This window comes from Enterobacter soli (genome assembly GCF_964208575.1).
GTDB lineage: Bacteria > Pseudomonadota > Gammaproteobacteria > Enterobacterales > Enterobacteriaceae > Enterobacter > Enterobacter soli_A.
The window spans coordinates 240,016-264,761 of the sequence record NZ_CAXOFU010000005.1 but is presented as its reverse complement, the minus strand read 5'-3'; the positions used below and the strand labels follow the sequence as shown (position 1 = coordinate 264,761).

Genomic DNA, 24,746 nt, shown 5'->3' with positions numbered 1-24,746 from the left:
TTTTCACATCAGGAAATAGCCCAGCCCGGAGAAGGCCACCATGCCGGCAATCACCGTGGCAAACAGGCTGCGGGTGACAATCCCCGCCAGCGCCGCAACAGCCGCCGCCAGCAGCGAAATGCTGATCCCGGAGGGCGTCAGCGCCGGTTTGCCCAGCAGCTCGGCGGTGATAATTGCCGCCATGATCGCGGCGGGAATAAAGCTCAGCCACTGCTGCAGGGAAGGCGCGAGGCGAAAGCGCGACAGCAGCAGGATCGGAACGGTGCGCATCAGGGCCGTGACCCCGGCGGAGATGAAAATCGCCAGCAGAATGTTTCTTTCCATCTTATTTCTCTCCTTTACCGAACAGGCGCAATCCCAGCGTGGCGAGGGTGGCGGAAACCGACGCGGCGATGATGACGACAAGACTGATGTCCATCTGGCCCGCGGTGGCAAGCGTGATCGCAACGGCGGTAGCGATGCTGAAGGTTTCAAGCGCTTTGCGGCGGCTGGCGAACCAGATCATCAGCACCAGGCCGATAAACATCGACACCAGGCTAAAGCTCAGGCCTTCCATCAGCGACGGCGGCAGGGCGGAGGCGAGCCACGCGCCAACCACGCAGGCGAGGATCCAGTTCAGCCAGGCGGCCACGTTTAGCCCCAGCATCCAGGAGTAGGGAACATGGCCGTGCTGGCTGCCGCGCTGGACGGCAACGCCGAAGGTTTCGTCAGTCAGCAGCAGGCCGCTAATCAGCTTTTGCGCGGTGCTCTGCTCGCGAAAGAAGACGCTCATGGCGGAGCTCATCAGCAGATAGCGCAGATTTACCAGGAACACGCTAAACACCACCGAGGCCACTTCGGCCCCCGCCGCCCAGAGGGAATAAAACAGAAACTGCGCCGAGCCGGTATAGAGCACGCTCGCCAGCAGCGCGGTTTGCAGGGTGGTAAACCCGGCAAGGGTGCCGATTGCGCCTGCGGCAAAACCAATGCTCCAGTATCCGGGGATGGTCGGCAGGCACGCCATCACCCCAGCGCGAAACTCCGCGTTTGCCTCATTCCCGCGTGAGGTCTTTGTATTCATCAACATCCACTTGCCCCGTCATCTACATCGCTGAAAAATAATTTAAAGAATTAACAGAAATATCAATGAAAAGGGCAGGATGCAATGGGCATTCTACAGCGCCCGGATCTCCTTCGAGCGCAGCGTCACCCGAATAGGCACCGACTTGTAGGACGGCGTGCCGCTCTCCTTGTCGAGGTAGTCGAGGGGCACCAGCACGTTCGCTTCCGGGTAATAGGCCCCGACCGAGCCCGGCGCGATGCTGTAGGCCACCACGGTGATATCGTCCAGCCGCTGGCGGCTTCCCGGCAGGGCGGTTTCGATATCCACTCGGTCGCCGTGCTCCAGGCCGAGGGCCGCCATATCGCCTTCGTTCATAAACAGCACGTCGCGACGACCGAACACGCCGCGATAGCGGTCGTCCAGCGCGTAGATGGTGGTGTTGTACTGGTCGTGGCTGCGCAGGGTGATCAGCCGCAGAACGTTATCCCCTTCGCCCCGGGCGTTCTCCTCCACGCCGTCGAACACCGAGAACATCGCTTTGCCGGTAGCGGTCGGCCAGACGCGCTCGGTTGGCGGCAGCGGCATTCTGAACCCGCCGGGAATGCGGATCCGCGCGTTGTAGTCCTCAAAGCCGGGCAGGGTTTGTTCGATAAGATCGCGGATCGCATCGTAGTCCTCAATCAGCGTCATCCAGGGCACGCTGCTGTGGGGCAGCGCGGCCTTTGCCATGCCCGCGACAATCGCCGGCTCAGAGCGGATAAGCGGCGAGGCGGGCTTGAGCTTGCCGGAGGAGGCGTGAACCATCGACATGGAATCCTCCACGGTGATGGACTGACGCCCGGTCCGCTGCATGTCGAGCTCGGTGCGCCCCAGGCACGGCAGAATATAGGTCTCTTTGCCAACCAGCAGGTGCGTGCGGTTCAGCTTGGTGCCGACGTGAACGCTCAGATCCAGCTTCCGCATCGCCGGGAAGCCGTTCTCGTGATCGGGCATCGCCACCGCAAAGTTTCCGCCGAGTGCCAGAAGGGCCTTCGCGCTGCCGTCGATCATCGCCTGGGTCGCCTGCACCGCGTCGTGCCCGTGCTTCGCCGGAGGCGTAAAGCCAAACACGTCTTTAATCCGGCTTAAGAACGCGGCGGTCGGCTTCTCGGTGATCCCCACGGTGCGATTGCCCTGCACGTTGGAGTGCCCGCGCAATGGGCAAATGCCCGCGCCGGGCTTGCCGATGTTGCCGCGCAGGAGCAGCAGGTCGGCAATCAGGCGCACGTTGGCGGTGCCCTTGTTGTGCTGGGTAATGCCCATGCCGTAGGTAATGATGGTGGCGCTGGATTTCGCATAGGCTTCCGCCACGCTTTTCAGCGCCGCGCGCGTCAAGCCGGAGCCACTCTCGATGGCCTCCCAGGCGGTTTGCGTGATGTCCGCAGCAAAGGCCTCGAAGCCCTGGGTATGTTCGGCGATAAAGTCGCTATCGAGCGCGTTGTCCATCTCCAGCAGATATTTAGCTATCCCCTTCAGCGCCGCCGCATCGCCGCCCGCCTTAACCTGATAGTAGGTCGAGGCGATATCGGTTGAACCGTAGGTGGCCATCTCAATCACGCTTTGCGGATCGGCAAAACGCTCCAGCGCTCTTTCCCGCAGCGGGTTAAAGACAATGATTGGCACGCCGCGACGCGCCAGTTCGTGCAGGGTGCCCATCATGCGCGGGTGGTTGGTGCCGGGGTTGTGCCCGATGGAGATGACCAGCTCGGTTTTGTCGAAATCGTCCAGCGACACGGTACCCTTGCCGATGCCAATCGAGCGCGGCAGGCCGGTGCTGGTGGCCTCGTGGCACATGTTGGAACAGTCGGGGAAGTTATTGGTGCCGTACTCGCGGGCAAACAGCTGGAACAGATACGCCGCCTCGTTGGAGGCTCTGCCGGAGGTGTAAAACTCCACCTGATCAGGCTCGAGTCCGCGCAGGATCTCGCCGATACGGGCAAACGCCTCGCCCCATTCGACGGGGCGGAAGGTGTCGCTCTCGCGGTCGTAGCGTAAAGGGTGGGTCAGACGGCCATAGCCCTCCAGCTCGAAATCCGATTTCGCCAGCAGGTCGGTGACGGTGTTTTCCGCCAGAAACGCGGGCGTGACGCGCTTGCTGGTGGCTTCCCACGTCACCGCCTTCGCGCCGTTCTCGCAAAACTGGAAGGTAGACTTGTGCTCTTTGTCCGGCCACGCGCAGCCCGGGCAGTCAAAGCCGTCGGGCTGGTTGGTGCGCAGCAGGGTGGCGGGGGCGTCCAGGGCATCCATCTGCGTGCGCACGGCGATGGCGGTGGCCTTAAGCGCACCCCAGCCGCCGGCAGGGCCGTCGTAGTGTCTGATTCCGGGGACGGCGCGTTTTTTGCTGTTCATCTTTGCTCCTGCACGTGGGGTGACGGGGAGTGATTTTACAGGATTTCAGTTAACAAAATGACAACAAAATTGCATCGTTTTATCTCGCCAAAGGCGCTTTTCAGGGGGTGAGCGGGATTATGCGTAAGACGTCAGGAAATAGAGTTTATCAGGAGGATCCCAGCGATGTGATATTATAGAGTCTTAAGCGGCGGATAATAAGAAAATTAATCGCTGTAGCTTAAATTAAGCCTATTATTACGCTGTTTTATTTCGGCTTCGGGGAATTTCATTATCGTGCTTCATTGATATTTACCCACGAATAATAGGGATTTACCTATCGTCCCGGTCCGGGGCAACTCAGGCGTAAGACGCGCCAGGACATGTAATGAATAACGTTAAGGATAATTTGTGAAACAGCTGCTGGCTATTCTGATGCTATTTTCTTTCAGCTATTACGCCAGTGCTGAACGGTTTAGCGCTGCCGCTCACGCGCTCAGAGTTGTTGATGCGGACAAAGCCACCCGTATTGAGAAGGCTAACAGCGTCATCAGGGTCGGGATTTCCACGCCCGACTATCCCCCTTTTGATATTTCAGTTAACGATAGCGAATACGACGGCATTAATGCGGATGTATTAAGAATAATCAGCGTCATTGAGGGAAAGGCATTTACCGTTCTGCGCTATAATACCGCGCGCGATCTTCATGCGGCGTTGCTCAATAACGAAATTGACCTTATTCCGTCCTACGGGGATATTATCCCGGCTAACAGCAATCTGTTTGAGTATATTCCGTTTATTAACCAGAATCAGTTAATCAGCATCACTCGCAGAACGGATAATCCACCGGCGACGGGAAGCGCGAAAATTGCTGTTGTAAACGATTTTGTCTCTGAGAGTTCGGTTAAAAAAATATACCCTCTGGCTGACATTACTCGCTATAGCACGGTGCTCGAGGCGCTGGTTTCCGTTTCGCTGAATCAAAATGACGCCTATATTGGCGATGCCATCACCAGCGGATATTACTCCGATAATCCTGTTTATACCCAGCTTCAGGTTATGGGTCAGCTGAGCACTATCCCGGCAGGGAAAGTGTTTTTCACCGTGCGTAAAGGCGATGCGAATACCCGGAAAATTATCGCTTCTGGCTTAAACAGCATCCCGGAATCAAATATTTACAGGATTATCAGGTCGTGGGACAAGTCCGGGGATTTCATTACGCCGGGAGAGCCCGAGTTCCTCAATGATGAAGAAAAACGGTGGCTATCCCAACATAAAGAGATCGCCGTTCCACTCCCGGAGTCAGTGCCGCCGTTTGTTATCCATGAAAATGGGCGTTTTACCGGGCTAACGCCGGACCTGCTGTCGTATTTAGGCAGCATGCTGGGCATACGTTTTACCTTCAAAGCGCAGGCCGATAATCACTCTCAGCCTGAAATGCTGGGCTACGCAAGCCCTATATACTCGCCGGCAGCGGATTTTAACTATACCCGCAGCTACGCACATTCGACCCTGGTGTTGGTGTCGGGCGCCAGCGCGCAAAAAAAGAGCGCAGTTAAAAAATAGCAACGTCGTTGAATGTGAAGGGCATTCGGGGGGGATTGCCTGAAAACGCTACGCTTGTCCCGGCCAAAACCCATTCCGACGCCTATAAACTGCTGGCTGAAAACAAAGTGGATGCCGTTGTGGATACGTTCACGTCGGCGCGGTTTCAATCCTTGCTTTACCCGGGCACCATAAGGATAGACAGGCCGGTTCAGAATGACATAGTCAAACTTTCCTTCGCGATCCCTGCTGATAATGAGCGGCTGTACGGTATTCTGAATAAAACGCTGGATTATGTCTCTGATGCGGAGCGAACCCGTATCGCGAGCCGCTGGTCTGAACCTCCCCGGCATCCGTCTTTTATTGAAAAAAACCGCAATGCCTTAATCTTCACCGTTCTGGGGATTATTTTTCTGTCCGCGCTGCTGTCGCTGTGGGTGCATACGCTACGAAAACACATCAAAATTAACGAGCGGATCCGCCGGGATCTCGCCGACCAGCTAATGCTAAATAAAGCGCTGATTAACGGCACGCCAAACCCGTTATATATCCGCAACAAGGATTTCGAACTGGTCGCAAACAACGCGGCCTATCACACTGCGCTGGACGTCACGGAAGAGAATAATGGCGAGGCCGATGCGGATACGATCAAATATATCGCCGCGGACGCTGAGGCAGACTATCGCAGAGATTTCGCGAAAATTTTAAGCGACAATACGCCGATCGTAAAAGATCGGACGCTGAATTTTATTGACCACCGACCGGCTAAAGAAATCTATCACTGGATGACACCCTACGGCGATGAGTCCGGAGCGGTGCAGGGAATTGTCGGCGGCTGGGTCGATATTACCGATCGTAAAAAAATGGAAGCGCGTTTGCGCCAGGCCCAAATTGCCGCTGAGCAGGCTAGCGTGGCTAAGACAACCTTTCTCGCGACCATGAGTCATGAGATTAGAACGCCGCTGAACGCCATTATCGGCATGCTTGAGCTGGGCAACGATAAGTTAAAGCAGGGCATTATCGACGGCACCGCATTTGACGTCGCGCAGCGGTCTTCGCTGGTATTGCAGGAGCTTATCGGCAATATTTTGGATCTTACTAAAATTGAATCCCATAGCCTGGTTCTGCATTATTCAAACGTGGATCTGAAAGCGTTAATTGAGCAGTGCGTTGTGCTGTTTAACGGTAATGCGGCCAGCAAGGGGCTTACGCTTAACCTTAGCTTTGACGACGCCGCCGCCACGAGCGTTATCAGGACGGATGAGCTTCGTCTGCGCCAGATCGTCAGCAATATCTTAAGCAACGCCATTAAATTTACCCGGCAAGGCCACGTCAGTATTTCCGTCTCCCTGACTAAACCGCAGGACGACAGTGAAACGCAGCTGCTGATCGAGATTAAAGATACCGGATGCGGGATCCCGGAATCCGGCCTGTCTCAGCTGTTTAAGCCTTTCTCGCAGTTTTCCGAAGACGCGGCGCAGCGCCAGATGGGAACCGGGCTGGGGCTGGCCATCACCCGGAGTCTGTGCGAAGCGATGGGGGGACATATTTCACTGAGCAGCAGGCCGGGCAGCGGTACAACGGTGAAGGTGCTGCTAAGCGTGAATGCTGAAACGGCAGAAAATAGGCGCACGGCGGCGCCTGCAAAGAGCGTTCCCCCTGTTTCGAGCAATATCAGAGTGCTAATCGTTGACGATTATTATCCCAACCTGCTGGTGCTGGAAAAACAGCTGTCCTGGCTGGGGTATCAGGTTATCGTGTGCGATGACCCGCTCAACGCGTTCGACGTGTGGGAAACGGCTAAACCGCACGTGGTGTTTACCGACTGCAATATGCCCGGCATCAGCGGGACGGATTTGGCAACGCGCATCAGGAAACGCGACACCGGGACGGTGATTTTAGGATTAACCGCTGACGCCAGGGACGAGCAGCTCGAGGCCTGCCTCAGTGCAGGCATGAATGACTGTATCTTTAAGCCCGCGACGCTGGACATTCTCTCTACCGCCCTTAACCGCCATCTGCGATCAGAGAATATTACCGACAGCAGCGTCCAGGCTCGCGAAGCTGACTTCCTCAGCACGCCGGACTTTATGAAAACGCTGTATGAACACTCGCTGGAGGGTATCAGTGATATTCATGACGAAATTCAGCGGCAGAATTGTGAAAAGATTGCGGCGCTCGCTCACCGTATCAGGGGCGGGTTTGTGCTGATCAGGGACGATGCCCTGACCGAGCTCTGCGATCGGCTGGAAGCGGCGGCTAACGCCTGCGCCGTCGATGAATGCCTGCGGTTGAATCTTCAGCTGGAGGAGGGGATGAACGATCGCTTCTCCCCGGATTTGCTTTAACTGAGAGGTGTGCGGGCGCTAATAGCGCTCGCGATCCGTTCCGGACCAAAGCGTGGGAAATTTCCTACCCGGTTATCGGCCATTCCCTGTCTATTTTTCCCACATAACAATGCACACTGGCCCCTGATCCCAATAAGCGTCTCTGGCGCATAAAAACAGGAAGTATCGGTATGAAGTGTGTTGTTTCTATGGTTTTGATCTTAACGTTGACCGGCTGCACGGCATCAAGCTGGATAAACGCCGCCGGAGGTATTATGCAGGGGAAAGATAAATATGAAAAAGAGGCGAGAAATAAAAGAATAAAAGCGGCAAACAAAGCCGCTGGCTATTAAGGAAACGACAGGGCGGTAATAAAAAAGCCTCTTCATCTGAAGAGGCTTTTTGTTATTCAAAAATGCCTTTGCTCTGCGCCGCCTGGCAGGTGATATACCCGTAATGGTTACGCTTGCCAGACGCATCAAAAGCCACGTAGAACGGCATAGACTCGCTGCCGTTGCGCAGGGTGTAGTTCAGGCAGGAGCCGTTTCCAGGAAGGCTAAGCTGACTGTCGGGCTTGCCGCCGGCAGCCATAACGGACGTTTTCGTTGCATTGTCATTGTAGGTTGCTTGTACAACGGGAAGATCGTCATACTGCATAAAACTGAAGCTGCATGCACTCAGGAGAGGGATGGCGAATAACATTACGTTGCGCATAAAAATCCTTTAAATGTGGGCGGAAGGCACCTTTATTTCCGACGCCTGGTGCCGTAAGCAGGGAAGAATACGCAATTTTATGCTGAGGGGGCATCGGAATTAGCCGGGGTGAAGGTAGGAATTTTCCGACACGCGCTGAATGCTGCTCGTTTAAATTTATCGCCCTGTCTTTACGCAGTAATTTATACCCGGGAGCATTAGGCTAAATCTTCTTTCTGAGCGATGCTGATAAGTTCAACCAGAGTATTAATCCCCAGCTTCTCCATTATTCTCATTTTATAGGTGCTAATGGTTTTATTGCTGAGGCACATGTCGGCGGCAATCTCATTGTTGGTCATCCCGCGGGCTAATTTACGCAGCACGTCCAGCTCCCGGTTAGTGAGGCGGTTAACCAGCGATTTATTACTGTCGGTGCTGGCGTAGATATGGGGGAAAAAGGAGTACCCGGACTCGATGGCTTTGACCGCAGAGGCAACATTTTCCATATCATCGTTCTTGGAAACAAAGCCAGAGGCGCCGGCGGCCATGCATCGGGACGCGTAGAGATCCTGCGTCTGAGAAGTGAACACCAGGATTCGGGTATTATTTTCTGCCTTGCGCACCGAGCCGATCACCGTCATACCGTCCATGCCGGGTATCCCGATATCGAGAACAACAATATGATAGTGGTTATTCTTAATAAGCTGGATAGCGCTCACGCCATTATCGCATTCGTCAATTGCGGTGAAACCTAATTTCTCCAGTATGAACTTTAACGCCATTCGTACCGACGGGTGGTCATCAACAATGAGTGCGCTTTTCATGATTGCCTTTATTGTGTAGGGATTATCTTAACCCATCATAAATTAAAATATTATTTTTGGCTATCGGCGCCTCAGCAATATCGACCTGCGCCTGTCGCTTGATACGTAACACCGAGCCTGCTGTGGGGATTTTCCTACAGCTGTTACCGAAAAGTATGATTTGTTGGCGCTGGATAAAGGATTATGCTTCATCCATAGGCGTTAATTGCCACAATTAAACCGGGTATTTTATTGAATACGGTACTGGGTAAATGTCATCGTCAGGCGAATGCTATTTTCCCTGTTATGAGTATTGAGTGAGTAGCAATCTCTAATCAATTTTTAATAAGTTAAAAGGGTATTATGAAACGCGTAGCATTAGTCTCTTTCTGTATATTATTAACCGCATGCTCTGCAAAATCATTAAATTCAGGCGCAGAGCAGGTACGTATTACGCATACCGAGCCTGGTAATAATTGTGTATTTCTGGGGGAAGTGACCGGCAGCCAGGGGAATTTCTTCACCGGCGGGTGGACGTCAAACTCAAGTCTGGAAACGGGCGCGCGAAACGATCTCAAAAATCAGGCGCTGAAAATGGGCGGAAACCGCATCGTAATTATTACGCAGCGCGCCGGTCAAACAGGGAGCGCTTACTTTGGCTCAGGTTCGAGCCAGCAGACCAACGTCACCTTAAGCGGAACGGTTTATCGCTGTCAGGACTAAATAGCGGACATGTGTGTGATTGCGCTGTATTGCGCATAGCGCACCTGGAGACATTTTACGTTATAAAAAAAATCCACGCAGAGGCGTGGATTTTTAGCTTATGGGATTCAGGGAACCCCATAATACGTTGGATATAATTAGACGTTAAACAGGAAGTTCATCACGTCGCCGTCTTTCACAACGTAATCTTTACCTTCTGCACGCATCTTGCCCGCTTCTTTCGCGCCTTGTTCACCCTTGTAGGTGATGAAGTCTTCAAAGGCGATGGTCTGGGCGCGGATAAAGCCTTTCTCAAAGTCGGTGTGGATTTTACCCGCCGCCTGAGGCGCGGTAGCACCCACAGGGATAGTCCATGCACGCACCTCTTTCACGCCAGCGGTGAAGTAGGTTTGCAGGTTCAGCAGCTCGTAACCGGCGCGGATCACGCGGTTCAGGCCCGGCTCTTCCAGACCCAGCTCGGCCATGAACTCTTCACGGTCGGCATCGTCCAGCTCGGCGATGTCAGACTCAACTGCCGCACAAACCGCGACTACCACGGAGCCTTCCGCAGCGGCGATTTCACGCACTTTGTCCAGGTACGGGTTGTTCTCGAAACCGTCTTCGTTGACGTTCGCGATGTACATGGTTGGTTTCAGCGTCAGGAAGCTCAGGTATTTGATCGCTGCCTTGTCTTCTTCGGTCAGGTTTTTCAGCGCACGCAGCATGCCTGCGTTTTCCAGCTGCGGCAGGCATTTTTCCAGCGCGGCCAGCTCGGCTTTCGCGTCTTTATCGCCGCCTTTGGCTTTCTTCTGCACGCGGTGAATGGCGCGCTCGCAGGTGTCGAGGTCAGACAGGGCCAGCTCGGTGTTGATGACGTCGATGTCGTCAGCCGGATCCACTTTGTTGTTAACGTGGATGATGTTGTCGTTTTCAAAGCAACGCACAACGTGGCCGATGGCTTCGGTTTCACGGATGTTGGTCAGGAACTGGTTACCCAGGCCTTCGCCTTTGGAGGCGCCTTTTACCAGACCCGCGATGTCCACGAACTCCATCGTGGTCGGCAGGATGCGCTGCGGCTTAACGATTTCAGCCAGCTTGTCCAGACGAGGATCGGGCATCGGTACCACACCGGTGTTTGGCTCGATGGTACAGAACGGGAAGTTCGCTGCTTCGATGCCCGCTTTGGTCAGCGCGTTAAACAGGGTGGATTTGCCAACGTTAGGCAGACCAACGATACCGCATTTGAATCCCATTTCTAAATCACCTTAATATCTTGATAATCAATCCGTTAGCGTTAACCGATTGAAGAAAAGTAAATAACTACGCCTATTATACACGTAACCCTGATGCTGCGCGGCAAAAAAGCCGTAAAGTACCGATTATTGCGCTTTGAAAGCGTGTAAGCGATTTGTCGCTTTCGTTAACCCGTCTTTCAGCCAGATTTCGGTACAACGCGCCGCTTCGTCTACCGCCTCGTCTATCAATTTTTGCTCAGAAACCGGAGGCTTACCCAGCACGAATCCCACAACTTTGTTTTTATCGCCCGGATGGCCAATTCCCACGCGCAAACGGTGGAAATTCGGGTTATTGCCAAGCTTGCTGATGATGTCTTTCAGGCCGTTGTGGCCGCCATGGCCCCCGCCAAGTTTGAATTTTGCCACGCCCGGCGGCAGATCGAGCTCATCGTGGGCCACGAGGATTTCGTCAGGATTGATACGGTAGAACGTCGCCATGGCTGCAACCGCTTTGCCGCTCAGGTTCATAAACGTGGTGGGCACCAGCAGGCGAACATCCGCTCCGGCCAGATTGATACGTGAGGTATAGCCGTAGAATTTCGGTTCTTCACGCAGTGGGGCACGTAACCGCTCGGCCAGCAGATCGACATACCAGGCGCCCGCATTATGGCGAGTCGCTGCGTATTCAGCGCCCGGGTTGGCGAGACCGACAATCAGTTTAATCGTCACGTTTTCATTCCTAAAGGGTTCCAGATTCGGCGCGTAGTTTACTGTCTGACGCGCCGGTTGACAAAATTCTGCGACAACAACAGCGAAATGGGAATAATTACGGGCGTGAACCATTAGAATTTCAAGCTGTTCAGTTGCTTATTTGTAAACTTTTGTACGGGCGCTCACCATTATTGTGATCCTTAACGCAACTCATAAAAGCGGCGTTGTCTATACTTTACACACAAGGATTAGGGGCTTTTCCCCTGCAACCCAAAGTTCCGGAGGTGACATATGAAACGCAAAAACGCTTCGATACTCGGTAACGTGCTAATGGGGTTGGGACTGTTCGTGATGGTGGGCGGTGTAGGCTATTCCATTTTAAACCAGTTGCCACAGCTTGACCTCCCGCAATACTTCGCACACGGTGCGGTGCTGAGCATCTTCCTCGGCGCGGTTTTGTGGCTGGCAGGTGCCCGCGTCAGCGGTCACGAGCAGGTCAGTGACAGATACTGGTGGGTGCGTCACTACGACAAACGCTGTCGCCGCGACCAGCATAAGCATAGCTAGGAAGCGATAAGATTTATGAAAACGGCTCTGTGACAGAGCCGTTTTTTTTATGGGTTAAAGGTCGGCTAACGCCGCTTCGCGGTTGGGATAGAAGGCGAGGCGACCGGGGATAGGCTGCACGCCGGCGCGAGCCATGGTGCGCAGCGGCTGAAACTCAAGATTGCTCACCCGCAGCTCGCAGCCTTCCGGCAGGCGCTTCACAAAGCGCTGGAAGGCGTCCAGACCGCCCGCGTCCAGCACCGGAACCGCATCCCACTTCAGCACCACGATACGTTTACCCGCAATGCGCGACTCCAGATCGCTGAACAGGCCCTCTGCGGCGGCAAAGAACAGCGGGCCAATCACGCGCAGCACCAGCACGTCATCAGGCGTTTCGACGTTAACCGGGGAGAGGCGCGTCATGCGCGCAATGCGGCGCATAAACAGCAGCGACGCGAGCACAATGCCCACGCTGATGGCGATCACCATATCGAACAGCACCGTCAGCGACATGCAGATCAGCATGACGATGATGTCGTCCTTCGGCGCTTTACGCAGCAGGTACACCACCTTGTGCGCTTCGCTCATGTTCCACGCCACCATCAGCAGCAGGGCGGCCATCGCGGAAAGCGGCAGCCAGGAGAGCAGCGGGGCGAGGATCAGCAACGCCAGAATCACCAGCAGGGAGTGAATAATGGCGGAGACCGGAGAGGTGGCACCGGCACGCACGTTGGCCGCCGAGCGGGCAATGGCCGCCGTCGCGGTAATCCCGCCAAAGAATGGCGCAACGAGGTTGCCCAGACCCTGACCGACCAGCTCACTGTTGGCCTTATGCTTGGTGCCGGTCATGCCGTCCAGCACCACCGCGCACAGCAGAGACTCAATGGCGCCCAGCATCGCCATCGAGAACGCCGCAGGCAGCAGCGCCTGCAGCGAATCCCAGCTCAGCGTGAAGCTGGAGCCCGGCATGTCCCACGGCAGCACCAGCTGCGGCAGCAGCTGCGGAATGCCGCTGCCCTGTGAGCCGTCAGCCAGAACGTAGTGGAACTGCGAGCCGATGGTCGCCACGTGCCCGCCCGCCAGGTTAACGATAGCCATGACCGCGCAGCCCAGCAGCAGCGCAGGCAGATGCCCCGGCAGGCGAATCCCCAGGCGCGGCCAGACAATAAGCGTTCCGAGCGTCACCACGCCGATGGCGGCATCGCCCAGGTTGGCGGTAGGCAGCGCCATAAACAGCGCGCCGACCTTTTGCAGATAGTGTTCAGGAACGTGCGTTAACTGCAGGCCGAGAAAATCTTTAATCTGCATCGTCCCGATGGTGATACCAATCCCGGAAGTGAACCCCAGCGTCACGGAAAGGGGAATGTATTCGATAAGCCGGCCAAAACGGGCCAGCCCGAACAGAATTAAAAAGACGCCGGACATCAGGGTGGCAACCAGCAGCCCTGCCAGGCCAAATTGCTGAGAAACCGGATAGAGGATCACCACAAACGCCGCGGTAGGGCCGGATACGCTAAAGCGCGAGCCGCCCGTCAGCGCAATCACAATCCCGGCGACCGCCGAGGTGTAAAGGCCGTACTGCGGCGCGACGCCGCTACCGATAGCCAGCGCCATTGCCAGCGGTATGGCAATGATACCGACGGTGATCCCGGCGATAACGTCACGCAGGAAGCGCGACGAGGTGTATTTCTCTTTCCAGCAAGCGTCGATGAGGGCGCGAAAGGGCAGAACTTGTGAGGCGTTTACGTTTTTCACAATAATCTATCATCCATGTGCGCATCATCTGTCATAGAAATGGCAGGTGATTGTTGCATTGATCATACAAATAAATATCAGAAACAAAAAAACCCGCCGCAGCGGGTTTTTTGGCCGTGTTCGATTAATGCTCGAACATTGCAGAGATCGATTCTTCGTTGCTGATACGACGAATCGCTTCGGCCAGCATCCCGGACAGGGTCAAAGTACGCACGTTTGGCAGCGCTTTGATTTCGTCACTCAGTGGGATGGTATCGCAAACCACAACTTCATCAATAACGGAGTTGCGAAGATTATTCACCGCGTTACCGGAGAAGATCGGGTGAGTCGCGTAGGCGAACACGCGCTTGGCACCACGCTCTTTCAGCGCTTCAGCAGCTTTACACAGCGTACCGCCGGTATCGATCATGTCATCAACCAGCACGCAGTCGCGGCCAGCAACGTCACCGATGATGTGCATCACCTGAGAAACGTTAGCGCGCGGACGACGCTTGTCGATGATAGCCATGTCGGTATCGTTCAGCAGTTTTGCGATAGCACGAGCACGTACCACGCCGCCGATGTCCGGAGAAACCACAATTGGGTTGTCCAGGTTCAGCTGCAGCATGTCTTCCAGCAGGATAGGGCTGCCGAATACGTTATCAACCGGGACATCGAAGAAGCCCTGGATCTGCTCGGCGTGCAGGTCAACGGTCAGAACGCGGTCAACACCCACGCTTGACAGGAAATCGGCAACAACTTTAGCGGTGATTGGCACACGCGCAGAACGAACGCGACGGTCCTGACGGGCATAGCCAAAGTAAGGGATTACAGCGGTGATACGGCCTGCGGAAGCACGACGCAGAGCATCGACCATAACAACCAATTCCATCAGGTTGTCGTTCGTTGGAGCACAGGTGGACTGGATGATGAAAATATCACCACCGCGTACATTTTCGTTGATTTGTACGCTGACTTCGCCATCGCTAAAGCGACCTACGGCGGCGTCGCCGAGAGAAGTGTACAGGCGGTTGGCAATACGTTGTGCTAGTTCCGGGGTGGCGTTACCAGCAAAAAGCTTCATATCAGGCACGAGAAGAACCTCAGGCATGCGTCCAGTGGTGGATAGTTTCGCCGTAAACTGTGCGGGCCAGGCGAAGGCTATCCAGGCGTGTATTAAAGAGCGCGATGCAACGTCTGGAACAGGGTGACGTTGTCACCGAAACTCAGATTGCGCCAGAATGGCTTGCCGTAGCGGGGAGATGTTCATACCACGCGCTACAAAACCATGCAGCCACTCTGGAGCCAGCTCGAGCACCTGACGTGCAGAAGATTCTGTGTCAAATTCAGCAAAAACACAGGCTCCTGTGCCAGTCAGGCGCGACGGCGCGTATTCTAACAGCCAGGAAAGCGCTTCATCAACCTCGCGAAAACGTTTTCTTGCGATAACCTCGCAATCGTTGCTGAATTCACAATTTAATAACGTTTCTATTGACCGCACCGGGGTATTACGTGGCAGGTCAGGATCTTTGAAGATGACGGGAGTCGGAATGCTGACCCCGGGATGGGCAACCAGATACCATTTTTCCGGCGGTTCCACCGGGGAAAGGATCTCCCCAACGCCCTCGGCGAACGCCGCACGACCGCGCACAAACACCGGAACGTCGGCCCCGAGCGTCAGCCCCAGCGCCGCCAGCTCGTCTTCCGTCAGCCCGCAGCCCCACAGGTGGTTCAGCGCCACCAGCACGGTGGCGGCGTTGGACGAGCCGCCACCCAGGCCGCCGCCCATCGGCAGGCGTTTTTCAACGCTGATGTCCGCACCGCTTCCGGCAGGCAACCGTCCGGTATCCGCCGCTGCCTTCATCAGCAGCCGCGCGGCGCGCACGATCAGGTTGTCTTCGTTTTCCACGCCTTCAACGGGCGTAAGCAGGCGAAGTTGACCGTCCTGACGAGGCTCAATGGCGATGGTGTCGCCATAGTCGACAAACTGAAACAGCGTTTGCAGAGTGTGATACCCGTCGGCGCGCTGCCCGGTGATGTAGAGAAACAGGTTCAGTTTTGCCGGGGAAGGCCAGTGGGTCATCATTTAACAATCCAGTTATCCATTTTCAGCTTGATACGCTGGCTGCCCTGCGTCAGCTCCATGTTGGATGGCAGCGACGGTTTGATGTTGCTGTCGTAGCTGTTGTACACCACTTTCCAGCTTTTGCCGTTCTGGCTGTAGTTCACCTGGCTCAGGCGATACTGGTCGTCGAGGCTGTAATCGGTCGCGTCGCCCGGCAGGCCGAGGATCCACTGGCGCAGGCTGTTCAGCGGAATAGGCATCCCGGTCAGTTTGCCGATCATCTCTTCGGCATCCGTGGCGGTGTAGTGTTTGCCTTTGTTGTCGGTGATCTGCGCTTCACCCGGTTTGGCGATCAGCTCAAGCTCGGTGCTGCCCAGCGGGTTCAGCAGCAGCAGGCGGTAGTTATCCTGACCCGTTTGTTGCCAGAAGAAGCGCGCGTACACTTTTTGCTCGTCAGAGAGATAGGCAAACGCGCCGCGCGTCTGATATTGGCTCAGGTTACGCACATCCTGCTGGTGCTGACGCCACTGTGGGGAGTCAGGGCTTTTGCCCGGGCCTTTCGGTGGAGTAATAGAACACGCGGTCAGAACCAGCGCCGCCAGAGGCAGCAGGCGAATCAGTCGGGTCATAATGATGACAAATCCTTGAGATACGTTGCAGTTATAACTGTTAATGCTAGCGTCCACGGGTGCTACCGTCTACGTTCAAATTATCTCAAAGCGCTTCGTAACCTATTACTCCGAAAGGGTGCAGTCTCTTTTATTGATCTCGCGCATCCTGTATGATGCGTCCTGCTAACCTTATTAACGCTGGTACTACTCCCGCTCACATGACCCTTTTAGCACTCGGTATTAACCACAAAACGGCCCCGGTTTCGCTGCGAGAACGCGTTACGTTTTCGCCGGATAAGCTCGACCTGGCGCTGGATAGCCTGCTTGCACAGCCGATGGTGCAAGGCGGCGTGGTGCTGTCGACGTGCAACCGTACCGAGCTTTACCTGAGCGTGGAAGAGCAGGACAACCTGCACGAGGCGCTTATCCGCTGGCTGTGCGACTACCACAACCTCAACGAAGAAGAGCTGCGTAAAAGCCTGTACTGGCATCAGGACAACGATGCGGTCAGCCACCTTATGCGCGTGGCCAGCGGCCTCGATTCGCTGGTGCTGGGCGAGCCGCAAATTCTCGGCCAGGTAAAAAAAGCCTTCGCGGACTCCCATAAAGGCCATCTCAAGGCCAGCGAGCTGGAGCGCATGTTCCAGAAATCCTTCTCCGTGGCAAAGCGTGTGCGAACCGAAACCGACATTGGTGCCAGTGCGGTTTCCGTTGCGTTCGCGGCCTGTACCCTTGCGCGTCAAATCTTCGAATCCCTGGCAACCGTCACGGTGCTGCTGGTCGGGGCGGGTGAAACCATCGAGCTTGTGGCTCGCCATCTGCGCGAACACAAAGTGAAAAAGATGATTATCGCCAACCGTACCCGCGAGCGTGCGCAGGTGCTGGCAGACGAAGTCGGGGCTGAAGTTATTGCCCTGAGCGACATCGATGAACGCCTGAAAGAGGCGGATATCATTATCAGCTCCACCGCCAGCCCGCTGCCGATCATCGGGAAAGGGATGGTGGAGCGCGCCTTAAAATCCCGCCGTAATCAGCCGATGCTGCTGGTGGATATCGCCGTCCCGCGCGATGTCGAGCCGGAAGTGGGCAAGCTGGCAAACGCCTATCTTTACAGCGTGGACGATCTGCAAAGCATCATTTCGCACAACCTCGCCCAGCGCAAAGCGGCGGCGGTTCAGGCAGAAACGATTGTCGAGCAGGAAACCAGCGAGTTTATGGCCTGGCTGCGCGCGCAAAGCGTCAGCGAGACCATCCGCGAATACCGCGGACAGGCGGAGCAGGTGCGTGACGACCTGACTGCCAAAGCGCTGGCTGCCCTTGAACAGGGTGGCGACGCACAGGCAATAATGCAGGATCTGGCCTGGAAACTGACCAACCGCCTGATCCATGCACCAACCAAATCTCTTCAGCAGGCAGCCCGGGACGGGGATGATGAACGCCTGACTATTCTGCGCAACAGCCTCGGGCTGGAATAGCGCCCTACACCCATTTTCTATTACAAGGTGCACTTACGCCTATGAAGCCTTCTATCGTCGCCAAACTGGAAGCTCTGCACGAGCGCCATGAAGAAGTACAGGCGCTGCTCGGCGATGCCGGGACTATTGCAGACCAGGAACGTTTTCGCGCGCTGTCGCGTGAATATGCGCAGCTAAGTGATGTCTCTAAATGCTTTACCGACTGGCGTCAGGTTCAGGAAGATATCGAAACCGCGCAGATGATGCTCGACGATCCTGAAATGCGCGAAATGGCGCAGGAAGAGTTGCAGGACGCCAAAGCGCGCGCCGAAGAGATGGAGCAGCAGCTTCAGGTGCTGCTGCTGCCGAAAGATCCGGACGACGAACGCAACGCCTTCGTGGAAGTGCGCGCCGGGACGGGCGGCGACGAAGCCGCGCTGTTCGCAGGCGATCTGTTCCGCATGTACAGCCGCTACGCGGAATCCCGCCGCTGGCGCGTGGAGATCATGAGCGCCAACGAAGGCGAGCACGGCGGCTTTAAGGAAGTGATCGCCAAAATCAGCGGCGACGGCGTTTACGGGCGCCTGAAGTTTGAGTCCGGCGGCCATCGCGTGCAGCGCGTACCGGCCACCGAATCCCAGGGGCGTATCCACACCTCCGCCTGTACCGTTGCGGTAATGCCCGAGCTGCCGGAAGCCGAGCTGCCGGACATTAACCCGGCGGATCTGCGCATCGACACCTTCCGCTCCTCCGGGGCGGGCGGTCAGCACGTTAACACCACCGACTCCGCAATCCGTATTACCCACCTGCCGACCGGCATCGTGGTGGAGTGCCAGGACGAACGTTCGCAGCACAAAAACAAAGCCAAGGCCTTGTCCGTTCTCGGCGCGCGTATTCGCGCCGCCGAGGTGGCGAAGCGCCAGCAGGCCGAAGCCTCAACCCGTCGCAACCTGCTCGGCAGCGGCGATCGCAGCGACCGTAACCGTACCTATAACTTCCCGCAGGGCCGCGTGACCGACCACCGCATCAACCTGACGCTGTACCGTCTGGACGAAGTGATGGAAGGCAAGCTCGACATGCTGATTGAGCCTATCGTGCAGGAATACCAGGCCGACCAGCTGGCGGCGCTTTCCGAGCAGGAATAATGGATTTTCAGCACTGGCTACGTAATGCCACCGCTGCGCTGTGTGGAGGCGAAAGCCCTAAGCGCGACGCCGAAATCCTGCTGGAGTATGTGACGGGCAAAACCCGCACCTTTCTGCTGGCGTTCGGCGAAACGCCGTTAAGCCCGGAGCAGGAAGCGCAGCTCACGGTTTTGCTTGCCCGGCGTAAAGCGGGCGAACCGGTCGCGCACCTGGTGGGCGAGCGCGAATTCTGGTCGCTGCCGCTGTACGTGTCGCCCGCCACGCTTATTCCGCGTCCGGACACCGAGTGTCTGGTGGAGCAGGCGCTGGCGCGTTTACCGCAAAACGGCTGCCACATTCTTGATTTAGGCACCGGCACCGGCGCGATTGCGCTGGCGCTGGCGAGCGAGCGCCCGGACTGCCGGGTGACGGCGGTGGATCTGATGCCCGACGCCGTGCAGCTCGCCCGGCGCAACGTCGAGCGTCTAGGGCTGAACAACGTGACCGTGCAGCAAAGCAGCTGGTTTTCGACGCTTGAGCAGCAGACCTTCGCCATGATTGTCAGCAACCCGCCGTATATCGACGAGCGCGATCCGCACCTCGCACAGGGCGACGTGCGCTTTGAGCCGCTCACCGCCCTGGTTGCCGCCAACGAAGGTCTTGCCGATCTCGAGCACATCATTACAACGTCACGTCTGCATCTACTGCCGGGCGGCTGGCTGCTGGTGGAGCACGGCTGGACGCAGGGCGAGGCGGTTCGCGGGCTGTTTAGCGCCGCGGGCTACGGCGCGGTGGAAACCTGCCGCGACTACGGTGGCAACGAACGCTTAACCCTGGGCCGATGGCAATGAGCCTGTTTAGCGTCCTGCTTACCGTTCATCTCGTCAGCGTTGCGCTGACGATCGGCTTTTTCATCGTTCGCTACTGGTGGCGCTACAGCAGTAATCCGCTGATTGACGCCCGCTGGGTGCGCGTTGCGCCGCACTGCATTGATACGCTGCTGTTCCTTTCCGGGGCGGGGTTAATGTGGAAGACGGGCTATCTGCCATTTACTGATAAAGGCGCATGGCTGACTGAAAAGCTGTTTGGCGTTATCATCTACATCGTTTTGGGTTTTATCGCGCTTGGGCGTCGTCGTCCGCGCAGCCAGCAGACAGGGTTTATCGCCTTTCTGCTGGGTCTGGTGGTGCTGTACATCATCATTAAACTCGCCACCACTAGAATACCGTTACTGGGGTAAGTCATGAGGTCCTTGGCCGATTTCGAATTTAATAAAGTGCCGCTTTGCGACGGCATGATCCTGATTTCGGAGATGATCCGCGACGATTTTACGTCGCAGTACGTCTACGATGAGCTGGAAAGTCTGGTCAGCCTGGCGCGAGAAGAGATAAACCAGGCGCGCCCTCAGGACTGGCAGCTGGAAAAGCTGGTTGAGCTTTTCTACGGCGAATGGGGTTTTTGCGATACGCGCGGCGTGTACCGCCTTTCTGATGCACTTTGGCTGGATCAGGTTTTAAAAAATCGTCAGGGCAGCGCGGTGGCGCTGGGGGCGATTTTGCTGTGGGTCGCGCACCGTCTGGATATTCCGCTGGTGCCGGTCATTTTCCCGACGCAGATGATCCTGCGCGCGGAGTGGCTGGACGGCGAGATGTGGTTAATCAACCCGTTCAACGGCGACACGCTGGACGAGCATACGCTGGACGTGTGGCTGAAGGGCAACATCAGCCCGGTGGCCGAGCTGTTCAATGAAGATCTGGACGAAGCCGATAACGCAGAGGTTATCCGCAAGCTGCTGGATACGCTGAAGGCGGCGCTGATGGAAGAGCGGCAGATGGAGCTGGCGCTGCGGGCCAGCGAAGTGCTGCTGCAGTTTAATCCGGAAGATCCCTATGAAATTCGCGACCGCGGCCTCATCTATGCACAGCTGGACTGCGAGCACGTGGCGCTGAACGATCTGAGCTATTTCGTTGAGCAGTGCCCGGAAGATCCGATTAGCGAAATGATCCGCGCGCAAATCAACGCGATCTCGCATAAACAAATTACACTGCATTAATCTTAATTCCGATTCACACCTGAATAAGGCGATCCTATGAAACAAAAAGTGGTTAGCATTGGTGATATCAACGTGGCAAACGACCTGCCGTTCGTGCTGTTTGGCGGTATGAACGTGCTGGAATCCCGCGATCTCGCTATGCGCATCTGCGAACACTACGTGACCGTGACCCAGAAGCTGGGCATCCCGTACGTGTTTAAAGCCTCTTTTGACAAAGCCAACCGCTCCTCAATCAACTCTTACCGTGGCCCGGGCCTGGAAGAGGGGATGAAGATTTTCCAGGAGCTGAAGCAGACCTTTGGCGTGAAAGTGATCACCGACGTACACGAAGCTTCTCAGGCGCAGCCCGTGGCGGACGTGGTTGACGTGATTCAGCTTCCGGCCTTCCTCGCTCGCCAGACCGACCTGGTGGCTGCGATGGCGAAAACCGGTGCCGTTATCAACGTGAAAAAACCGCAGTTCGTCAGCCCAGGCCAGATGGGTAACATCGTCGACAAATTTATCGAAGGCGGTAACGACAAAGTTATCCTCTGCGACCGTGGTGCAAACTTCGGCTATGACAACCTGGTGGTGGACATGCTGGGCTTCAGCGTGATGAAGAACGTGTCTAACCAGTCTCCGGTAATCTTCGACGTGACCCACGCGCTGCAGTGCCGCGACCCGTTTGGCGCAGCCTCCGGCGGCCGTCGTGCGCAGGTAACCGAGCTGGCGCGTGCGGGTATGGCGACCGGCCTGGCGGGCCTGTTCATTGAAGCCCACCCGGATCCGGCCAACGCGAAATGCGACGGCCCGTCCGCGCTTCCGCTGGACAAGCTGGAGCCGTTCCTGAAACAGATCAAAGCGATCGACGATCTGGTGAAAAGCTTCGACGAGCTGGATACCAGCAACTGATTAAGCTCATAAAAAACCCGCTTCGGCGGGTTTTTTTATGGGCGCTAAAGCGTAAATGTTCCTTCCATCGTAATCACGCTTTTACCTGCCACCCGCACCGTCGGCGTGCCCGACGTCTCATCATAGTGTGCAAGCAGCACGCTTGCGCGCCCCATATCCACGCCCTGGCTGACGCGCAGAGACAGCGAAGCGCGCTGGCGACGCTGTGCCAGCAGCGCCGTCACGGCGGCGGTAGCGCTGCCCGTTGCCGGATCCTCCGTCATTCGTGGCGTAAACATGCGCGAATGCAGGTCGAACGGCAGCGCAGGATCCGTTTCCGGAACCCACGCGTAAATGGAGACCGCGCCGTCCAGCGGCAAAATGGCCTGGAACCCCTGCAGGTTCGGCACGCAGCGGCGCAGCGCGTCGCGGGAAGCCAGCTCTACCACCAGAAACGGCAAACCCACGGATGCCACCACGGGGGCATGGGTCTCGGTGCGGATATCGTCAGCCTGCAGCGACAGGCAGGCGGCGACCTTTTCAGGGCTGACCTGCGAGCGGCAGGATAAGGCTTCCGGCACCAGCAGCTCGGCGCCGGCCACCGCGCCGTTCTCCCGGATCAGGCGGATGGGCACCAGTCCGGCAATCTCTTCAAACCGTAGCTCCTGCCCAAGCTCCTGCCCGTGAGCTTCGGCTAAATGCGCGAGTACGTAGGCGGTGCCGACGTTAGGATGTCCGGCAAAAGGGATTTCCCGCGTCGGGGTAAAAATCCGCACTCTGGCCGTATTGCGGGCATACTCCGGCGGGAGGACAAACGTCGTTTCGCTGTAGCCAAACTCCGCGGCGATCTGCTGCATTTGCGCGGCGCTCAGTCCCTCAGCGTCTAAAACCACGGCAACCGGATTGCCGAGAAAGGGGGTGTCAGTAAAAACATCAGCGACTGCGTAGCGTCTTTTCATTGTTTTCCCTTCATTTGAGTTACCAGTAAACCTAACGGGTTTATTCCGGTAATTCATGTGAAATATTTTCCACATTCATGAGGGGAATGTATTGAGGCCATCGGATGAGCATTTCGGACTGGCGGGGGCGGGTATGCGTGAGGGCCGTTGCCCCCACGCGGATTGTTATCAGGCAAAAATCGTCATCAGATAGGCAATAAACAGCGCCATATGCGCCGCGCCGTTCAGCACGTTGGTGCGCCCGGTGGAGAAGGAGATCTGGCACAGCAGCAGCGAGGCGACCATTACGATCATCTCCGGCGCGCCGAGCGCAAACTGCAGCTCGTTGCCGGTCATAAATGCAATCAGGGTTACGACCGGCACGGTCAGTGAGATGGTTGCCAGCACCGAGCCGAAGAACAGGTTCATTGCGCGCTGCACCTGATTGTTCAGCACCGCTTTCAACGCGCCCAGGCCTTCCGGCGACAGGATCAGCAGCGCGACCAGGAAGCCGGTAAACGCGACCGGCGCATTCAGCTCGGTCAACAGCGTTTCGAGCGGGTTGGCGTTCATCTTGGTGACGGCTATAACCGCAATCAGATGCACGATCAGCCAAAGGGTATGCCACATGCTGCTGTGCGCGGAGGGCTTGCCGTGATGCGGGTCGTCGTCGTCCCCGTCGTCTTCGTGCTCATACACGAACAGGCTCTGGTGCGTTTTGGTCTGAATCAGCAGGAACACGCCGTACATGGCGGCGGAAATCAACGCAACCAGCAGCGCCTGGCCGGTGGTAAAGTTCGCGCCCGGCAGCGCCATCGGGAACACCAGCACAATAATCGCCAGCGGGAACAGGGCGATCAGGTACTGCTTAATACCAAAGAGATTCATATACTGGGTGGCGAATTTACGCCCGCCTAATAACAGCGAGAAGCCCACGAGGCCGCCGGTCACAATCATAATGATGGAATAGAGCGTGTCGCGCATTAGCGTCGGCGCGGCGTCCCCGGTGGCCATCAGGGCAGAAATCAGGCTAACTTCGAGAATAACAACGGAAAGGCTTAATATTAATGAACCGTACGGCTCGCCAAGACGGTGCGCTAAGACATCTGCGTGGCGAACAACGCTAAATGCGCTGCTTAAAATCCCGACCAAAGCAAGAATGTTGATACCCACTACCACTGGCATTGACTGGCTGCTTCCCCATAAAAGCAGCACCGCCAGTGCCAGGAGCGGGAAAATGAGGGACGTCTCCTTGTGGCGGGTTTTAACCGCCTCATGTGCTGTTGTCATGTGCTTCTCCATAAATGCAGGTGCTTGTAATTATAGATAGAATTTTGAGGTCATTAAACTAACAGATCTCTGTTAAATACCCTTGAATTTTTACTTAATTTTACGGTTTTTAATAAAATCAACGCGAAGTTCGCATAAGTGCCTTAAAAGTATAATTATCTTTTATATATCAGCGAATTAAAATTGTTAATCTGGCACGATTTAACCTCGGGTGGCAGCAATCCGTATCATCAACCACACTTATGATTTAGCAAAAAGAGAGGTTAGTGATGCCATATAAAACGAAACAGGATTTACCCGACAGCGTTCAGCACGTCCTCCCCGCCCACGCGCAGGATATCTACAAAGAGGCCTTCAACAGCGCCTGGGATCAGTACAAAGATAAAGAGGATCGCAAGGATGACGCCAGCCGCGAAGAAACTGCGCACAAGGTGGCGTGGGCCGCGGTAAAACATGACTACGAGAAAGGGGACGATGATAAATGGCACAAAAAGAAATAGCGTTGAAATGATTAGCTGCCTTGATTTTGACTTTTCAGGCGGTTGAACTTTCGTTGTATTGCAACTGGCCTATGAATTGCTTATCGTTATTCCACTGCTGTTAAAATGAACAGCACCTGATGCCGGGAAGGCGAAA

General features: G+C 56.0%; 25 protein-coding genes. 12 read left to right on the top strand and 13 right to left on the bottom strand.

What is annotated here, in order from left to right; all coding sequences use genetic code 11:
- Positions 1–3: 3 nt before the first annotated feature.
- From AB6V08_RS07515 to AB6V08_RS07505, 3 genes are all read right to left on the bottom strand, one after another.
- The gene (locus tag AB6V08_RS07515) at positions 4–324 is read right to left on the bottom strand and encodes an AzlD domain-containing protein (RefSeq protein ID WP_368542096.1); all 321 of its coding nucleotides are present in this window, start codon (positions 322–324) and stop codon (positions 4–6) included.
- Position 325: 1 nt separating this feature from the next.
- Positions 326–1,066 (bottom strand): AzlC family ABC transporter permease, encoded by a 741-nt coding sequence (locus tag AB6V08_RS07510; protein WP_368542095.1) that lies wholly within the window; start codon positions 1,064–1,066, stop codon positions 326–328.
- Between the two features lie 87 nt (positions 1,067–1,153).
- Positions 1,154–3,430, bottom strand: a complete 2,277-nt coding sequence (locus tag AB6V08_RS07505) for an FdhF/YdeP family oxidoreductase (protein ID WP_368542094.1) — start codon at positions 3,428–3,430, stop codon at positions 1,154–1,156.
- A 390-nt stretch (positions 3,431–3,820) separates the two neighbouring features.
- Between AB6V08_RS07505 and AB6V08_RS07500 the strand changes: the two genes are divergently transcribed.
- The 3 genes from AB6V08_RS07500 (at position 3,821) to AB6V08_RS07490 (ending at position 7,634) form a co-directional block, all read left to right on the top strand.
- Complete coding sequence (locus tag AB6V08_RS07500; protein ID WP_368542093.1) at positions 3,821–4,975, top strand: transporter substrate-binding domain-containing protein; 1,155 nt, start codon at positions 3,821–3,823, stop codon at positions 4,973–4,975.
- 35 nt (positions 4,976–5,010) lie between these two features.
- On the top strand, positions 5,011–7,302 hold the full coding sequence (locus AB6V08_RS07495) for an ATP-binding protein (RefSeq protein WP_368542092.1): 2,292 nt from the start codon (positions 5,011–5,013) through the stop codon (positions 7,300–7,302).
- A 170-nt stretch (positions 7,303–7,472) separates the two neighbouring features.
- Positions 7,473–7,634 carry a hypothetical protein gene (locus AB6V08_RS07490; RefSeq protein ID WP_368542091.1) on the top strand — a complete coding sequence of 54 codons (162 nt, stop codon included), beginning with the start codon at positions 7,473–7,475 and terminating at the stop codon, positions 7,632–7,634.
- Between the two features lie 52 nt (positions 7,635–7,686).
- Here AB6V08_RS07490 and AB6V08_RS07485 read toward each other — a convergent pair whose 3' ends face one another.
- The gene (locus tag AB6V08_RS07485) at positions 7,687–7,995 is read right to left on the bottom strand and encodes a hypothetical protein (RefSeq protein ID WP_368542090.1); all 309 of its coding nucleotides are present in this window, start codon (positions 7,993–7,995) and stop codon (positions 7,687–7,689) included.
- Between the two features lie 197 nt (positions 7,996–8,192).
- Positions 8,193–8,798 (bottom strand): response regulator, encoded by a 606-nt coding sequence (locus AB6V08_RS07480; RefSeq protein ID WP_368542089.1) that lies wholly within the window; start codon positions 8,796–8,798, stop codon positions 8,193–8,195.
- A 342-nt stretch (positions 8,799–9,140) separates the two neighbouring features.
- Between AB6V08_RS07480 and AB6V08_RS07475 the strand changes: the two genes are divergently transcribed.
- A complete protein-coding gene (locus AB6V08_RS07475) occupies positions 9,141–9,500 on the top strand; it encodes a DUF4156 domain-containing protein (RefSeq protein WP_368542088.1) in 360 nt (119 codons plus the stop codon).
- A 137-nt stretch (positions 9,501–9,637) separates the two neighbouring features.
- Here the strand turns inward: AB6V08_RS07475 and ychF are convergent, their stop codons facing one another.
- Positions 9,638–10,732 carry a redox-regulated ATPase YchF gene (ychF, locus tag AB6V08_RS07470; protein ID WP_368542087.1) on the bottom strand — a complete coding sequence of 365 codons (1,095 nt, stop codon included), beginning with the start codon at positions 10,730–10,732 and terminating at the stop codon, positions 9,638–9,640.
- Between the two features lie 126 nt (positions 10,733–10,858).
- Positions 10,859–11,443, bottom strand: a complete 585-nt coding sequence (pth, locus tag AB6V08_RS07465) for an aminoacyl-tRNA hydrolase (protein WP_013096226.1) — start codon at positions 11,441–11,443, stop codon at positions 10,859–10,861.
- Between the two features lie 273 nt (positions 11,444–11,716).
- On the opposite strand from pth, the gene ychH reads away from it, so the two are divergent.
- Entirely contained in the window at positions 11,717–11,992 is a 276-nt protein-coding gene (gene ychH / locus AB6V08_RS07460; RefSeq protein ID WP_112011604.1) for a stress-induced protein YchH, read from the top strand.
- Between the two features lie 54 nt (positions 11,993–12,046).
- On the opposite strand, the gene dauA is transcribed toward ychH, so the two are convergent.
- The 4 genes from dauA to lolB all read right to left on the bottom strand — a co-directional run bounded on the left by dauA (position 12,047) and on the right by lolB (position 16,399).
- A complete protein-coding gene (gene dauA, locus AB6V08_RS07455) occupies positions 12,047–13,726 on the bottom strand; it encodes a C4-dicarboxylic acid transporter DauA (protein WP_368542086.1) in 1,680 nt (559 codons plus the stop codon).
- Between the two features lie 124 nt (positions 13,727–13,850).
- Positions 13,851–14,798, bottom strand: coding sequence for a ribose-phosphate diphosphokinase (gene prs / locus AB6V08_RS07450; protein WP_003856663.1), 948 nt, complete (start codon positions 14,796–14,798; stop codon positions 13,851–13,853).
- Between the two features lie 123 nt (positions 14,799–14,921).
- On the bottom strand, positions 14,922–15,791 hold the full coding sequence (gene ispE, locus AB6V08_RS07445; RefSeq protein WP_368542085.1) for a 4-(cytidine 5'-diphospho)-2-C-methyl-D-erythritol kinase: 870 nt from the start codon (positions 15,789–15,791) through the stop codon (positions 14,922–14,924).
- A complete protein-coding gene (gene lolB, locus AB6V08_RS07440) occupies positions 15,788–16,399 on the bottom strand; it encodes a lipoprotein insertase outer membrane protein LolB (protein WP_368542084.1) in 612 nt (203 codons plus the stop codon). Before lolB ends, ispE begins: the two co-directional genes overlap by 4 nt.
- A 200-nt stretch (positions 16,400–16,599) precedes the next feature.
- On the opposite strand from lolB, the gene hemA reads away from it, so the two are divergent.
- The 6 genes from hemA to kdsA are packed head-to-tail and all read left to right on the top strand — an operon-like array spanning position 16,600 to position 21,903.
- Positions 16,600–17,856 carry a glutamyl-tRNA reductase gene (hemA, locus tag AB6V08_RS07435; protein ID WP_368542083.1) on the top strand — a complete coding sequence of 419 codons (1,257 nt, stop codon included), beginning with the start codon at positions 16,600–16,602 and terminating at the stop codon, positions 17,854–17,856.
- Between the two features lie 41 nt (positions 17,857–17,897).
- A complete protein-coding gene (prfA, locus tag AB6V08_RS07430) occupies positions 17,898–18,980 on the top strand; it encodes a peptide chain release factor 1 (RefSeq protein WP_368542082.1) in 1,083 nt (360 codons plus the stop codon).
- The gene (gene prmC / locus AB6V08_RS07425) at positions 18,980–19,810 is read left to right on the top strand and encodes a peptide chain release factor N(5)-glutamine methyltransferase (RefSeq protein WP_368542081.1); all 831 of its coding nucleotides are present in this window, start codon (positions 18,980–18,982) and stop codon (positions 19,808–19,810) included. The genes prfA and prmC overlap by 1 nt, the downstream gene beginning before the upstream one ends.
- Positions 19,807–20,199 (top strand): invasion regulator SirB2, encoded by a 393-nt coding sequence (sirB2, locus tag AB6V08_RS07420; protein ID WP_368542080.1) that lies wholly within the window; start codon positions 19,807–19,809, stop codon positions 20,197–20,199. Before prmC ends, sirB2 begins: the two co-directional genes overlap by 4 nt.
- Positions 20,200–20,202: 3 nt before the next feature.
- Complete coding sequence (gene sirB1, locus AB6V08_RS07415) at positions 20,203–21,012, top strand: invasion regulator SirB1 (protein WP_368542079.1); 810 nt, start codon at positions 20,203–20,205, stop codon at positions 21,010–21,012.
- A gap of 36 nt (positions 21,013–21,048) precedes the next feature.
- The gene (gene kdsA / locus AB6V08_RS07410) at positions 21,049–21,903 is read left to right on the top strand and encodes a 3-deoxy-8-phosphooctulonate synthase (protein ID WP_006175888.1); all 855 of its coding nucleotides are present in this window, start codon (positions 21,049–21,051) and stop codon (positions 21,901–21,903) included.
- Positions 21,904–21,947: 44 nt separating this feature from the next.
- Here the strand turns inward: kdsA and AB6V08_RS07405 are convergent, their stop codons facing one another.
- Positions 21,948–22,841, bottom strand: coding sequence for a PhzF family phenazine biosynthesis protein (locus AB6V08_RS07405; RefSeq protein ID WP_368542078.1), 894 nt, complete (start codon positions 22,839–22,841; stop codon positions 21,948–21,950).
- 168 nt (positions 22,842–23,009) lie between these two features.
- Positions 23,010–24,110: a sodium-potassium/proton antiporter ChaA gene (chaA, locus tag AB6V08_RS07400; RefSeq protein WP_368542077.1), complete on the bottom strand. Its 1,101-nt coding sequence runs from the start codon at positions 24,108–24,110 to the stop codon at positions 23,010–23,012.
- 269 nt (positions 24,111–24,379) lie between these two features.
- Here chaA and chaB point away from each other — a divergent pair, with 269 nt between their 5' ends.
- The gene (chaB, locus tag AB6V08_RS07395; RefSeq protein ID WP_368542076.1) at positions 24,380–24,610 is read left to right on the top strand and encodes a putative cation transport regulator ChaB; all 231 of its coding nucleotides are present in this window, start codon (positions 24,380–24,382) and stop codon (positions 24,608–24,610) included.
- Positions 24,611–24,746: the final 136 nt, after the last annotated feature.

Bases quoted from the DNA above. Each gene is read 5' to 3' on its own strand.
- AB6V08_RS07515 (WP_368542096.1), bottom strand. From the start codon at position 324: ATGGAAAGAAACATTCTGCTGGCGATTTTCATCTCCGCCGGGGTCACG.
- AB6V08_RS07510 (WP_368542095.1), bottom strand. From the start codon at position 1,066: ATGTTGATGAATACAAAGACCTCACGCGGGAATGAGGCAAACGCGGAG.
- AB6V08_RS07505 (WP_368542094.1), bottom strand. From the start codon at position 3,430: ATGAACAGCAAAAAACGCGCCGTCCCCGGAATCAGACACTACGACGGC.
- AB6V08_RS07490 (WP_368542091.1), top strand. From the start codon at position 7,473: ATGAAGTGTGTTGTTTCTATGGTTTTGATCTTAACGTTGACCGGCTGC.
- AB6V08_RS07485 (WP_368542090.1), bottom strand. From the start codon at position 7,995: ATGCGCAACGTAATGTTATTCGCCATCCCTCTCCTGAGTGCATGCAGC.
- AB6V08_RS07480 (WP_368542089.1), bottom strand. From the start codon at position 8,798: ATGAAAAGCGCACTCATTGTTGATGACCACCCGTCGGTACGAATGGCG.
- AB6V08_RS07475 (WP_368542088.1), top strand. From the start codon at position 9,141: ATGAAACGCGTAGCATTAGTCTCTTTCTGTATATTATTAACCGCATGC.
- ychF (WP_368542087.1), bottom strand. From the start codon at position 10,732: ATGGGATTCAAATGCGGTATCGTTGGTCTGCCTAACGTTGGCAAATCC.
- ychH (WP_112011604.1), top strand. From the start codon at position 11,717: ATGAAACGCAAAAACGCTTCGATACTCGGTAACGTGCTAATGGGGTTG.
- ispE (WP_368542085.1), bottom strand. From the start codon at position 15,791: ATGATGACCCACTGGCCTTCCCCGGCAAAACTGAACCTGTTTCTCTAC.
- lolB (WP_368542084.1), bottom strand. From the start codon at position 16,399: ATGACCCGACTGATTCGCCTGCTGCCTCTGGCGGCGCTGGTTCTGACC.
- hemA (WP_368542083.1), top strand. From the start codon at position 16,600: ATGACCCTTTTAGCACTCGGTATTAACCACAAAACGGCCCCGGTTTCG.
- prfA (WP_368542082.1), top strand. From the start codon at position 17,898: ATGAAGCCTTCTATCGTCGCCAAACTGGAAGCTCTGCACGAGCGCCAT.
- prmC (WP_368542081.1), top strand. From the start codon at position 18,980: ATGGATTTTCAGCACTGGCTACGTAATGCCACCGCTGCGCTGTGTGGA.
- sirB2 (WP_368542080.1), top strand. From the start codon at position 19,807: ATGAGCCTGTTTAGCGTCCTGCTTACCGTTCATCTCGTCAGCGTTGCG.
- sirB1 (WP_368542079.1), top strand. From the start codon at position 20,203: ATGAGGTCCTTGGCCGATTTCGAATTTAATAAAGTGCCGCTTTGCGAC.
- kdsA (WP_006175888.1), top strand. From the start codon at position 21,049: ATGAAACAAAAAGTGGTTAGCATTGGTGATATCAACGTGGCAAACGAC.
- AB6V08_RS07405 (WP_368542078.1), bottom strand. From the start codon at position 22,841: ATGAAAAGACGCTACGCAGTCGCTGATGTTTTTACTGACACCCCCTTT.
- chaA (WP_368542077.1), bottom strand. From the start codon at position 24,110: ATGACAACAGCACATGAGGCGGTTAAAACCCGCCACAAGGAGACGTCC.
- chaB (WP_368542076.1), top strand. From the start codon at position 24,380: ATGCCATATAAAACGAAACAGGATTTACCCGACAGCGTTCAGCACGTC.